This is a genomic window from Legionella erythra (genome assembly GCF_001467615.1).
Classification (GTDB): Bacteria; Pseudomonadota; Gammaproteobacteria; order Legionellales; family Legionellaceae; genus Legionella_C; species Legionella_C erythra.
The window spans coordinates 177,591-189,895 of the sequence record NZ_LNYA01000003.1; the positions used below are offsets into that span (position 1 = coordinate 177,591).

A 12,305-nucleotide genomic window follows, 5' to 3' on the forward strand; every position below is an offset into this window, starting at 1 on the left:
TTTATTCAGGTTGACGCATTGGCACTAACAGGACGCTTCACAAGAACGATAACAACAAGGAATGTTCGTATGCAATTAAAAGATAAAGTTTCAGTGGTTACCGGGGCCGCCAGCGGCATAGGCAAAGAAATCGCCCTGCTTTACGCCCGCGAAGGCAGCAAGGTCGCCATTGCTGATTTAAATCTCAGTCAAGCCCAGGTCGTGGCTGACGAAATCAAAGCCAAAGGCGGCCAGGCCATGGCCGTCGCCATGAATGTGACCGACGAAGAACAGGTCAATAACGGCATCGATGCGGTCGCCGATCAATTTGGCGGTATCGATGTGTTAGTCAGTAATGCCGGTATTCAGATCATTGAGTCTGTCGACAAGCTGTCTTTTTCTGACTGGAAAAAAATGCTGGCCATCCATCTTGACGGCGCCTTTTTAACGACGCGCGCCGCCTTGAAATACATGTACCGCTCAAACAGCGGCAGCATTATTTACATGGGCTCAGTCCACTCCAAAGAAGCCTCGTTGCTAAAAGCACCCTATGTGACCGCCAAACACGGTCTGCTTGGCTTATGCCGCGTGGTCGCCAAAGAAGGCGCCGCTCATGGCGTACGAGCCAATGTCATTTGCCCAGGCTTTGTCCGCACACCCTTGGTTGACAAGCAAATTCCTGAGCAAGCGAAAGAATTGGGTATTTCCGAAGAAGATGTCATAAAAAAAGTGATGCTGAAAGAAACCGTAGACGGTGAATTTACGACGACTAAAGACGTGGCTGAGACCGCCTTGTTTTTTGCCTCATTTAAATCCAACGCGCTCACAGGTCAATCGCTTATCGTCAGTCACGGCTGGGTAATGGAATAGTGGCTGCGCGGCTAAAACCGAACCGCCAGCATGATTATCTGGCGTGTTCCTTACAGGGAGGCGGCGCCTTAGGCACTTATCAGGTGGGGGTCTTACAGGCGCTGCAGGAAGCCAATTATTTTCCGGACTGGTTTGTCGGCACCTCCATTGGTGCTATCAATGCCGCTTTGGCAGCGGGCAATCCGCCGGCAGAACGTTTCCAGAAAATGCTATCTTTCTGGGAAAGCGTTACCACACCCACGTTTTTTGACGTGGATGCCTGGCACAACGACCATGCCGGCAGGCGCTGGGAACATTTCATGTCTGCCCAGTCTGCTTTATGGTTTGGACAGCCTGGATTTTTTACGCCACGCTACCCGCAGCCGGAATTAAGTATGGAAAGCGCTGTGGACAAGATCAGTTACTATGACACGTCCGCACTGAAAGGAACCCTGGAGCGCCTCATTGATTTTGACCGCATCAATGCCGGCGAAACCCGGTTGAGTGTCGGTGCGGTTGAAGTCTGTTCCGGTTCCATTGTTTACTTTGACTCTGCGAAGGAAACCCTTGGCCCTGAACACATTATGGCCAGCGGCGCGTTACCGCCCGGTTTCCCTGCCATTGAAATCGAGGGCAAATTTTACTGGGACGGCGGCATTTCCAGCAACTCCCCAATCAGTTATGTGTTAAGCCAGAATCCATCCAAAACCCTGCTGTGCTTTATGGTGCATTTGTTTAATTCACTGGGATTAAAGCCCTCTTCCCTGGATGAAGTCCTCAAACGCAAAAAGGACATCGAGTATTCGAGCCGCTTTGCTGAAATCGTCAACATGCACAAAGAAATCCACTCGCTCAAATACCGCATTAAAATGCTGTCAGCATTTATTCCTGAAACAGCTAAAGATAAAAATCCTGACGTAGAAGACTGCCTAAGCTGCGGTTGTGACAAAACCGTGGCCCTGGTACGTTTTCTTTATCCAGGGGACGATACGGATTTAGCTTCCAAGGATTACGAATTTTCACGCAAATCGGTGATGGAGCGTATTGCCGCAGGCTACCGCGATGGGCGCCGCGGCATTGAACGATCCCCATGGCATGCACAAATACCTGAGCTGTCTGGAATTGAAGTCTATGATATGGCGGTTACCCCCACTCATCTTACAGGAGTTTTATCATGAAGGAATCTGAAGTCAAAGATCAGGCATTTGCCATGCCGTTTACCTGTCCATGCTACCCTCGCGGCCCTTATCGCTTTATTAACCGCGAATATTTGATCGTGACTTATGAAACCGACATGGACTTGTTGCGGGAGGTCGTGCCTGAACCCCTGGAAGTCACAGACCCCCTGGTTAAATTTGAATTTATCCGCATGCCGGACTCCACAGGCTTTGGTGATTACACCGAATCAGGCCAGGTTATTCCAGTCCGTTTTCAGGGCAAAAGCGGCGGTTATACTCATGCCATGTTTTTAGACGATTTGCCGCCCATTGCCGGTGGCCGCGAAATCTGGGGATTCCCCAAAAAACTGGCGCAACCCACCCTGGTTGTCGACAAGGAAGTTTTAGTCGGTACACTCGATTATGGCCACACCCGCATCGCCACGGCTACCATGGGTTACAAGTTTCAGGCGCTGGATAGTAAAAAAGTAGCCGAATCGATGTCCGCCCCCAATTATTTACTGAAAATCATCCCCCATGTCGATGGCACAACCCGCATCTGCGAATTGGTGGAGTACTACCTGACTGACTTGACCATTAAGGGAGCCTGGTCCGGACCGGCACAGTTGGAGCTGTTTCATCATGCCTTGGCCCCTGTCGCATCCTTACCGGTTAAACGGGTGGTGAATGCGGTGCATCTGCAATCCGATTTAACCCTGCCGTACGGCAAAGTCGTTCATGATTATATGAATCAGTGAGGCGTGTTATGAAGGGTATGTTTTTTGCTTTTAAATTGGAAATTGTATGTAAGCATCCTGCGCTACGTTAGATAGGAAATTATTACATGCTCATTATTATCGGTTACATTGTTATTCTACTCTGTGTTTTTGGTGGCTTTGCCCTGGCAGGGGGCCATCTGGCGGCGGTTTTTCAGCCGCTGGAACTGCTTATTATCGGGGGTGCCGCAATCGGCGCCCTCATTGTGGGCAACAACCCGACGGTGTTAAAAGCCATTGGCAAAGCCTTACCAGCTGTATTTAAGGGCCAGAAATCAGAAAAAGTCCTTTACATGGATTTGCTGGCACTGCTTTATGCCCTGCTCAACAAATCCCGCCAGGAAGGTTTGATGTCCCTGGAAACAGACGTTGATGATCCGGCGAACAGCCCCATTTTCACGAATTTCCCACGCTTGATGGCCAAACACCATATCATTGAATTCATTTGCGATTATTTCAGGCTGATTATCACCTCCAATCTGCAGCCTCATCAGCTGGAAGCCCTGATGGACAGTGAAATTGAAACCCACCATACCGAAGAAATGATCCCGGCTCAGGCCATCACCAAACTGGCAGACGGTATGCCGGCTTTCGGGATTGTTGCCGCCGTATTGGGGGTCGTGCACACCATGGAGTCGATTCACCTGCCCCCTGCCGAGTTGGGGGTTTTAGTGGCTCATGCCCTGGTAGGAACCTTTTTGGGTATTCTGCTTGGTTATGGCTTCGTCGGCCCCGTCGCCAATGCCATGGAACAACGCGCCAACTCATCCCAGCTCATGCTCAATTGCATTAAAGTAACTATACTTGCCAGTATGAATAATAATCCACCGATTATTGCCACTGAGTTTGGTCGCAAAGTGTTATTTTCTGCTTCAAGGCCTTCGTTTAACGAGCTGAATGAACAAATCAAATCGGCTTCGACGATTGCAAAACCCGAAAGTGAATAGTAACAAGAGGTTTGTGTGGACGGCAACGACAGCAAAGACAAGGATAAGGAAGCCCATCCCCCGATTATCCGTAAAATCAAAAAGCATGGGCATGGTCATCATGGCGGCTCCTGGAAGATTGCCTACGCCGATTTCGTGACGGCCATGATGGCGTTTTTTCTCCTCATGTGGCTGCTGGCTTCTCTAAATAAAGCACAAAAAGAAGGCTTATCCGAATATTTCAAACAGCCGCTGAAAATCGCCCTGCTCGGTGGTGACAGTATGGGTTCGCGCGACATCAGTGTTCAGGGCGGGGGGCAGAACATTGAAAAGAAAGATGGCCAGGTTTCAGCCAGTAATCAGCCCATTAATGAAAAAAAGGAAGCGGCTAAAATCAAGGATCCGGGTAGTCAGGCCGATGAAATGAAGCAGTTGGAAAAATTAAAATCCGATATCATGCTGGCCATGGCCAAAGATCCAGCGCTTGCCGATCTGAAGGATCAATTGCTCATGGATGTGGTTTCTGAAGGCTTACGCATTCAGTTAATTGATAATAAAAACAGACCCATGTTTGATATGGGCAGTGACAAAATGGATCCGCAAATGCAACAGATCCTGATTAAAATTGCCAAACTTCTTAACAAAATGCCTAACAAGGTCAGCATTCAGGGCCATACAGATGGCCATCCCTATCAGAACCCCGAAGATTTGGAACTCACAAACTGGGAGTTGTCGACACTGCGTGCCAATACTGCACGGCGGGCATTGATCAAGGCCGGGATGAAAGACGATAAAGTGCTTGAAGTGACCGGTTTCGCCTCGACAGTCCTGTTCGACAAATCCGATCCCTTTAACCCCAATAACCGCCGTATCAGCATCATTGTGATGAAAAAAGAAGCCGAAGAGCAATTGCTTAAAAACGTGGCCCCGAAAGCCACAGACAAGAATATCTCCATGCCTGACGCTTCCCCATCCAAAACCGGCGTCACGCCGACGTCAACCACGACGCCAACGTCAGCCACAACGCCGACGCCAGCTACAACGCCAACGTCAACCACGACGCCAACACCAGCTACAACGCCAACGCCGGCTACAACGCCAACGCCGGCAAAAACTCAATAATGAGGCCTTAAGCGGTCATTTCCGAGCTCATGATGCATTGACCCTGCTCGCCCAACATGAGCATAACGCGGGTTTTAAACGGTTTGTAGATATGGAAAATAATCCGGTACAAAATGACCTGCTCATCGCCAATAGACTGGGGCGTTGGCGGCATGTCCGACATGAATGCATAATAATTGCTTAATCCCAAGGGGTGCAGGGTGTAATTAACCTTTTCCGATTTCAGTTGTTTTAAATAAGCCAAGCCGCGGTTGCGTGTAAAATCATAATCGTAGTCAATCACCACATCGGCATCACGGAGAAAGGGAGGACACTGCTTGTTACGCTCAACCGTGGTCAATTTTAATACTACACTACCCTGCTCAGGTGCTGCCTCACAAAACAAAGTGGTGACTAAAAGAAAAAGAAAAAGGAACGTTTTCATCATCCTTCCGTGATAAATCAAAACGTTAACCTTACCGTTCAGCAGTAAAAATAACAAGTTTATTAAGTTTAAGCCATCAAGACGGGACACGCTATATTATTGACCAGAGCCAGGGCATGGCCATTTTTTGGCTCTGCTTTTTCATTAAATAATCCATGACGCCTGGGGGCTTGAAGGGGCAGCTTGGCCAGTTCTTCATCCACACGCTCAGTCAGGCATACCTGGGTGTAGGTCCCCCCTAACAGCCCGCGAATCTGGCGAATAATCCATAACTCGGAACGTAATTGCCGAATGTATTGCAATTGCGGGACCTTGTCGCCATTTAAGGCCTGTCTGAAATCAGACAAAATCTTGCGCAGATGAGGGTTATTCGCTTGGGCGATGATGAAGCAGTCTAATGCGGAAATAGCTAAATCTTTTCTCATTTTGAGGGTAAAGCGTCCATCCTCACCTATGGCCTGAAACACCGCCAGCAACTCAGTCAGATTGGTGGCTTTCTTTGCTTCATTCAAATGAGCGGTAGGCAGTTGATAGTCCGACACCTGGCTGCGAAGCTTTCGTGTCATCGGGTAATTAAGTCCCTGATTAAGCAAATGATTGACTATAAAAAATGGGTTCTTTCTGGGATCGTTAAGGGCAGTTTTCTTTTCTTTGACCGATGAAACCAGACTTATTGCCAGCTGCATGGGCGTCACACCGTCCTTGTTTTTCCGGCGGGCAAAGCGGCTAAACGCATCCCAGGTTTCATCATAACGATAATCACCCAGGCGAATGGCTGTGTGCAGAGGCGTGTCTTTTTCCTTAAAGCCATGGGTTTCATCGTTTAATAAATACTGGTGAAAATCTGTTTCTTTCTTGAAATCAACCCGTAACTTTTCTTTAACAAGCGGGTCTACCCCGGTAAAAATTTCATCTTCAATGCATTGGAGATCACTGTCCGCATCCACATGCAGGCTTTTAACAAAATTGCGAAACTCGGCAATCGAGAAAAGCACGGCTCGCAAACGCGCTTGCCTCGCCACCACAGCATTGGTAATTAAGGTAATCTGGGCGCGATCGGCCGGATTATTCCGGTCAAAGCCCATGGCCACATCGTCTTCAATTAATTGCCGGGGAATCAGCACGTGTTTATAAAATTCCTGCCACTTGGCCCGAACAAACGCTTCATTGGTCGATAAAGCCGCAAAGGCCGTCATTTCATTGTCATCATTATAAACCTTTGGATCAAACGGCTTAACGAACAAGCGACGGCTGGTTGGCCAGTAATGATTCTTTGAATCGAGCAGCTTGGGGAAATGAAGCAAATCGCGCTCGGTAATGCTAAACGCGTCCTTCTGATAGAGCCAGTTGGCTACCCGGGCATGCCCATGCGACATGACACTGTCGGCCATCATCAGGTCGTGATCGATTTTCATGAAAACGACGTGCGGTTTAAGGCCATTTGCCGTCATCTTCCTAGTCAGGTAAAAACAAAAATTGCCTTTATGCAGATCATCTTCTTCAAGCGTATAAGCCGCCGCCAGAACACTGGCTAAGGAAGCCATGTCAAAGGTCAGACTTCCGTCCTTAAAGGCGCTGGTGAGACGGGTAAAATACCCAGCGGGTAAGTCATTAAAAAAATAGACAGGGATATTTTCCGGTTCCGCGTACGTCCTGGGTTGAAGATCAATGATTCCATCTGGGCCGATGGCATAGAATTGAGCGCCATCCCCTTCACGGTCACTGGCGGTATAGCCAAGGTACTCCGACAACACACCGGTAATTTTGCGCCCATCCATAACCAGTGCCTGTCTGGCTGTGAGCCTCGGTTTAAGAAAACGGGAGACGAGGCCGCTGAAAGCCACCTCCATTTGCGAAGCCATGCTTTCGCCGTGTTTGTTTTCTTTATAAAAGATGCTTTTTTTTGTATCGCCGTCCCTAAGCTTTGCCTTAAAAACGGCATGCCCCGTGCGCTTTAACGCTTTTTTATCCTCAATACGTTTTAGTTTTACCCGCTCTGGCATGATATCAGGCTATAAATACAGCAGAATTGGATATTATTTTATCAGTTTTCAGGTTCATTGAGAAGCCCTATCTGCTCAAAATTTGGATTTTTCATCTTCCTCAATGGTCAAGTCCACTTCACCTCCAATGCCGCGCTCTTCCGATAGTCGAATCTGAAGACCGACATTATTTTTCGAATCAGCAAAGCGAATGGCATTTTCTTTACTGATTTTGCCGGCTTTGTATAGATCAAACAAGGCCTGGTCAAATGTCTGCATACCCTGTTCGCGCGAACGAGCCATGACCTCCTTGATTTCATCGACCTTCCCTTTTTCAATCAAATCGGCAATATAAGGCGAATTGATCATGATTTCCACCGCAGGGACACGCTGGTTATGTAATCCCGGTATCAACCGCAGTGAAATGATGGCACGCAGGTTCAGGGATAAATCCAGCAACAACTGGTGCCTCGCATCTTCCGGGAAAAAATTGAGAATGCGATCCATGGTTTGGTTGGCATTGTTTGCATGGAGGGTCGACAAGCATAAATGCCCTGTTTCGGCATAGGAAATGGCATGTTTCATGGTATTGCGATCACGAATTTCCCCGATAAGAATGACATCAGGCGCTTCGCGCATGGCATTTTTTAAGGCATTGTCATAATCCAGGGTATCAATGCCGACTTCCCGTTGATCAACAATGGATTTTTTGTGTTTATAAAGGTATTCAATCGGATCTTCAATGGTCAAGATATGACCTCGATGATTTTCGTTACGGTAATCAATCATCGCCGCCAGGGTGGTGGATTTACCTGAACTGGTTGATCCCACGACCAATACCAACCCTCGCAGTTCCATGACGATGGAGTTTAATACCGCCGGTAACTGCAATTCTTCAATGGTTGGAATAATGCCTTTAATGTAACGTACGACCATGGCGGTTTCGCCGCGCTGCCTGAAGAGATTGACCCGAAAACGTCCTATTCCGCCAATGGAAATCGCCATGTTGAGTTCCATGGTGGCTTCAAATTCCTTGCGTTGCTCGTCATTCATGATGGACGCGGCGATTTCAGCCATTTGCTGGGATTTAAGCGGTGCTTGTCCTATAGGAGAGGTAATGCCTTCAATTTTGATATTGGGCGGCGCGCCTACGCTGAAAAATAAATCCGATGCCCCGCGATCAACCATTAGTTTGAAGAAAGGTGTTATATCCATATAGTTGAACCCCTGTTCTTTTTCTATCTTAATTGTAGATAAAAAAATCAATTAAGCAATTTTTGCGCTAAAATTAACACGTGTGACACGATTTTTCTCGAGTGGTTCTTCCAGACGTACCGTCGATTTACAGGTTTATCATGATGAGACATTTTTCACGCGACTCCGTGTATATCCCTAACCCACGCTTGCTGGCGGCTGTTTATTTTGCCTTAATTGCCATTGTGTTGACGATTTTGGTCAACACCGTGCTGTATGCAGCGGGATTCGATCAGTCCATGCATATCTTTAAAGCCATTCTTTTAGGGGGTCTCGTCGCTGCCCTCTTTGGCGCTTTATTTGGCCGCCGCATCCTTAGCGTAAAGCAGCCTTGTTGGCCTAAAGCCTTCCTGTTGGGGTTTTTAATGGCCATTGCCGCCATACCCGTGTATGATTTGGGTCTTCTTTACCTGATGAAAGATCAGCCGCACAACGCCTTTAACGAGGCATCTTTTGAACAAATAGTCATCATGTATTTGTTTGTCGTGGCGGAGAGCTATATACTGGCAGGATTGTGGCTTGGTTTAGTCGCTGGATTGGCCGCCGTTTATTTACGAAGCAAAATAATTTACACCCTGCTTCACATGGAGCACAATCCACAAAAGCTTAGGCAACAGCGCAGTCAAAGAAGCTATAAACGCAGACTGCGCGCGCATCACCATTAAAAAGGGGCAACCATTGACTCATCAATCATCGCTCAACGCCCGGGTTATCGGGGCTGTGTATTTTGGGGTATTTGCCCTGTTGTTCCTTTTTTTTGCCAAATACACCGTTTTAAGCTTGTATGGACGCCAAATCCTGCCCGCATTCCCGGCCCTCTTTTATGCCGTGTTCATTGGCGCCTTGACCGGGGCGGTCTTTGGCGAAACACTGGCTAAGCCAGGCCGCTGGTGGCGTGCTGTGCTTTGGGGACTTTTAATTGCTGTTCTCGTTTTGTTTGCGATAAGCCTCGGCACATTTATCCATACGTATTACAGTGATCCTGCCTTCATGAGCCGTGCCCAGCACTGGCAAGACTATTTTGTTATTTTTGGCGTGATTTTCCTCTCCATGCTACTGGTTTTAGGGATATGGCTTATCCCTTTACTCGCGTTGACCGCCCTTTATTTCAATCAACGTTTCATGCCCGGCATTCGAGCCGTCGAACAACACCAGATTCATGCATCAAAGGCAGTAAAGACCACGGATGAAGACCATCAATAATCGACAGGAACTGCTGTTGCAAATGGCTTCGGGGGCAACAGTCATTACCCCCAATAACCGCCTGGCCATGCAATTGCTTAATGATTATGCCTTAACGGCACTGTCCCCGGTCCTGGCCAAACCACGCTGTGTTTCCTATCAAGCCTTTTTATTGTCCCTGTACAAGGGCTGTGCCCAAACTAGCCGCCATCCCGTCCCGCGGTTATTAAGCACAGAGCAAGGGCGTTTTTTATGGCAACAGGTTCTGACAGAGCACTTGGGCGCGGCTCCCAATCAGGGGCTGATTCAGCAGGTACAGGACAGTTGGACGCGTTGTCATTTATGGCAAATAGACAACCGGCACCCTGCTTTTGAGAGCACCGTGCAAACCCGTCTGTTTCAACAGTGGCGAACCCTGATGGACCAGCGGCTGCATGCCCTGGATGCGATAACGACCGAGCAATGGGTGCCTTATTTTTTAGCGCATCCTCCGCATGACCTCCCTCATCAGGCGATCATCTGGGCCTGTTTTGACGATTACACCCCACAGCAGCAGGCATTGCAGGCGTATTTTTCAACCCGGGATATCGCCCAGCATCACGTCGATTGGCTAAAATCGGATAACAAAACCCAGGTATATGCCGCAAAAGACAATAACGATGAATACCGGCAATTGATTTACTGGCTTCATCAACAATTAAGCGAGGGTCGGGAGCGGATTGGCGTCGTGGTTCCAGACCTGCAACAACAGGCTGCCGCGCTTTACCGGTTAATGACTGACCATTTCCCCACCGATACCTTCAATTTATCACTGGGCAAGAATCTTCTGGATTACTCCTTAGTCAGCCATGCTCTTTGCTGGTTAAGCCTTGAGAATGAGCATTTAAACCGTCAGCAAGCCAATCTCTTGCTGTATTCTCCTTTTATTGGCCATTCACAAAACGAATTTTCAAAGCGCATGCACTATGCACAACACGGCCTGTTATTGCGGGAAATGCGGTTTGACCTGTCTTTGTTTATCCATGACTTGTCTTTAGAGGCGCCTAAACTCGCGGCATTGCTCAACGCTCTGCGGCCTTACCCTGATACAGCGACACCGCAGCAATGGGTTCACTTTTTTCATCAGCGGCTAAGCCAATTACAGTTCCCAGGCGAATACCCGCTTGATTCTGCCAACTACCAATGTTATCAACGGTTTTTACTGCTGCTGGATGAGTTCAAGTCCCTGGCGTTCCTTGCCCCATCCCTTGAAAAAACCCAGGCTTTGCACGTGTTGACCGAGTTGGCAAAAGCAAGCATTTTTCAACCTCAAAAAAGTAACTCGTCCCCCATTCAGATCATGGGTTTGCTTGAAGCGGCAGGGCTTGCGTTTGATTGCGTCTGGGTCAGCGGCCTTACCGAAGATTGCCTGCCGCAGAAAACGAGGCCTTCCGCCTTTATTCCGCTTGCCCTGCAACGCGAAAAACGCATGCCTTACGCGCTGCCTGAGCGCGAATTTGATTTGGCGGAAAAAACCTTGAGCAGGCTCTGCAATGCCGCAGCGGTGTGCATTTTAAGCTACCCTGGTCAGACAGAAGACAAACCCAACCGGCCAAGTCCGCTGCTTAAAGGCATCCCTTTTTACGAGGCCCTCTCCATACCGCCTGCAGCTTTATCTGCGTCCTCTATACTGGAGACGGTTATCGAAGATTACCTTGTCCCGGTTCAAACTGAAGAAGCCATTGCCGGTGGTACAGCGTTACTGGCCAATCAGGCCAAATGCCCCTTCCGTGCATTCGCCGCCCACCGCCTACACGCCAAAGCAGCGGCGGAGGTGTCCGACGGCCCGGATGCCCGTGAACGCGGCCAAATCATTCATCACATCATGGAAATCATCTGGACTTTACTGAAAGACCAGGCAACACTACTCAGTAAACCCCGGGAAGCGCTGGACTGCTTAATTGAAGAGGCGATCGAGCAGGCGCTTAAACCCTATGCCCGCATTCGAAAACACTCCTTCCCGCCTCTGGTTCAATCCGTAGAAATCACGCGCCTTAAGCGCCTTGTGCATGCCAGCCTCGAATGGGAAAGGCAACGCCCCGCCTTTACGGTAGAGGCTCTGGAGCAACGCTTTCACCTGCCTTTGTCAGGGATTGATTTTCAGGTGCGCATAGACCGCATGGACAGAATGGACGATGGTAAACAATGGGTGATTGATTATAAAAGCAGCATCCAAAGTACACCCTGGAACGAAGAACGCCCCACCGAACCCCAATTGCTGCTTTATGCCCTGCTCAGTGACAGCATCAATACCATTTTGCTGGCTGAGCTTAAAAACGGTCAGTTGCAATGCCGGGGCTTAAGCGAAGAGAAACAGGAACTGGCAGGCATCAGTTCCATTAAAAAAGACGAATCCTGGCAAAGCTGCCGAGAGCGCTGGCAACAACAGCTACATGCTCTGGCCGATGAATTTATAAAAGGGCATTGCCCACCCAGACCTGCCAAGGCAAGCACTTGCCAACGGTGTGACTTCCAAAGTCTCTGTCGTTTAAGAGTCGACAGTGATGCCGTTGATCTGGTGTAAGCCTGTTCCTCAAGCTACCCAGGGCAAATGCATCTGAATGAGATGAATTATCATAGCCGTACCCTGAGATATTGGTCATAATAAACAAATA

Annotated in this window: 11 protein-coding genes; 8 read left to right on the plus strand and 3 right to left on the minus strand. The window is 48.6% G+C overall.

Annotated features, from left to right (window positions below):
- Positions 1 to 69: 69 nt before the first annotated feature.
- From Lery_RS01940 to motB, 5 genes are all read left to right on the plus strand, one after another.
- A complete protein-coding gene (locus Lery_RS01940) occupies positions 70 to 849 on the plus strand; it encodes a 3-hydroxybutyrate dehydrogenase (protein WP_058525560.1) in 780 nt (259 codons plus the stop codon).
- Entirely contained in the window at positions 849 to 2,006 is a 1,158-nt protein-coding gene (locus tag Lery_RS01945) for a patatin-like phospholipase family protein (RefSeq protein ID WP_058525561.1), read from the plus strand. Before Lery_RS01940 ends, Lery_RS01945 begins: the two co-directional genes overlap by 1 nt.
- A complete protein-coding gene (locus tag Lery_RS01950; protein WP_058525562.1) occupies positions 2,003 to 2,743 on the plus strand; it encodes an acetoacetate decarboxylase in 741 nt (246 codons plus the stop codon). The genes Lery_RS01945 and Lery_RS01950 overlap by 4 nt, the downstream gene beginning before the upstream one ends.
- 86 nt (positions 2,744 to 2,829) lie before the next feature.
- Positions 2,830 to 3,708 (plus strand): flagellar motor stator protein MotA, encoded by an 879-nt coding sequence (gene motA, locus Lery_RS01955; RefSeq protein ID WP_058525563.1) that lies wholly within the window; start codon positions 2,830 to 2,832, stop codon positions 3,706 to 3,708.
- 15 nt (positions 3,709 to 3,723) lie between these two features.
- Positions 3,724 to 4,809 carry a flagellar motor protein MotB gene (gene motB, locus Lery_RS01960; RefSeq protein WP_065230221.1) on the plus strand — a complete coding sequence of 362 codons (1,086 nt, stop codon included), beginning with the start codon at positions 3,724 to 3,726 and terminating at the stop codon, positions 4,807 to 4,809.
- A gap of 7 nt (positions 4,810 to 4,816) precedes the next feature.
- On the opposite strand, the gene Lery_RS01965 is transcribed toward motB, so the two are convergent.
- The 3 genes from Lery_RS01965 to Lery_RS01975 all read right to left on the minus strand — a co-directional run bounded on the left by Lery_RS01965 (position 4,817) and on the right by Lery_RS01975 (position 8,430).
- The gene (locus Lery_RS01965; protein WP_065230222.1) at positions 4,817 to 5,236 is read right to left on the minus strand and encodes a hypothetical protein; all 420 of its coding nucleotides are present in this window, start codon (positions 5,234 to 5,236) and stop codon (positions 4,817 to 4,819) included.
- A gap of 65 nt (positions 5,237 to 5,301) precedes the next feature.
- A complete protein-coding gene (gene ankK, locus Lery_RS01970) occupies positions 5,302 to 7,236 on the minus strand; it encodes a Dot/Icm T4SS effector AnkK/LegA5 (RefSeq protein ID WP_058525565.1) in 1,935 nt (644 codons plus the stop codon).
- Positions 7,237 to 7,311: 75 nt separating this feature from the next.
- Positions 7,312 to 8,430 carry a PilT/PilU family type 4a pilus ATPase gene (locus Lery_RS01975; protein ID WP_058525566.1) on the minus strand — a complete coding sequence of 373 codons (1,119 nt, stop codon included), beginning with the start codon at positions 8,428 to 8,430 and terminating at the stop codon, positions 7,312 to 7,314.
- A 140-nt stretch (positions 8,431 to 8,570) separates the two neighbouring features.
- Here Lery_RS01975 and Lery_RS01980 point away from each other — a divergent pair, with 140 nt between their 5' ends.
- The 3 genes from Lery_RS01980 to Lery_RS01990 are packed head-to-tail and all read left to right on the plus strand — an operon-like array spanning position 8,571 to position 12,214.
- A complete protein-coding gene (locus Lery_RS01980; RefSeq protein WP_131750928.1) occupies positions 8,571 to 9,134 on the plus strand; it encodes a hypothetical protein in 564 nt (187 codons plus the stop codon).
- Positions 9,135 to 9,147: 13 nt separating this feature from the next.
- Positions 9,148 to 9,672, plus strand: coding sequence for a hypothetical protein (locus tag Lery_RS01985; protein WP_058525568.1), 525 nt, complete (start codon positions 9,148 to 9,150; stop codon positions 9,670 to 9,672).
- Positions 9,656 to 12,214 (plus strand): PD-(D/E)XK nuclease family protein, encoded by a 2,559-nt coding sequence (locus Lery_RS01990; protein ID WP_058525569.1) that lies wholly within the window; start codon positions 9,656 to 9,658, stop codon positions 12,212 to 12,214. Before Lery_RS01985 ends, Lery_RS01990 begins: the two co-directional genes overlap by 17 nt.
- Positions 12,215 to 12,305: the final 91 nt, after the last annotated feature.

Bases quoted from the DNA above. Each gene is read 5' to 3' on its own strand.
- Lery_RS01980 (WP_131750928.1), top strand. From the start codon at position 8,571: ATGATGAGACATTTTTCACGCGACTCCGTGTATATCCCTAACCCACGC.
- Lery_RS01965 (WP_065230222.1), bottom strand. From the start codon at position 5,236: ATGATGAAAACGTTCCTTTTTCTTTTTCTTTTAGTCACCACTTTGTTT.
- Lery_RS01990 (WP_058525569.1), top strand. From the start codon at position 9,656: ATGAAGACCATCAATAATCGACAGGAACTGCTGTTGCAAATGGCTTCG.
- motA (WP_058525563.1), top strand. From the start codon at position 2,830: ATGCTCATTATTATCGGTTACATTGTTATTCTACTCTGTGTTTTTGGT.
- Lery_RS01950 (WP_058525562.1), top strand. From the start codon at position 2,003: ATGAAGGAATCTGAAGTCAAAGATCAGGCATTTGCCATGCCGTTTACC.
- Lery_RS01975 (WP_058525566.1), bottom strand. From the start codon at position 8,430: ATGGATATAACACCTTTCTTCAAACTAATGGTTGATCGCGGGGCATCG.
- ankK (WP_058525565.1), bottom strand. From the start codon at position 7,236: ATGCCAGAGCGGGTAAAACTAAAACGTATTGAGGATAAAAAAGCGTTA.
- Lery_RS01940 (WP_058525560.1), top strand. From the start codon at position 70: ATGCAATTAAAAGATAAAGTTTCAGTGGTTACCGGGGCCGCCAGCGGC.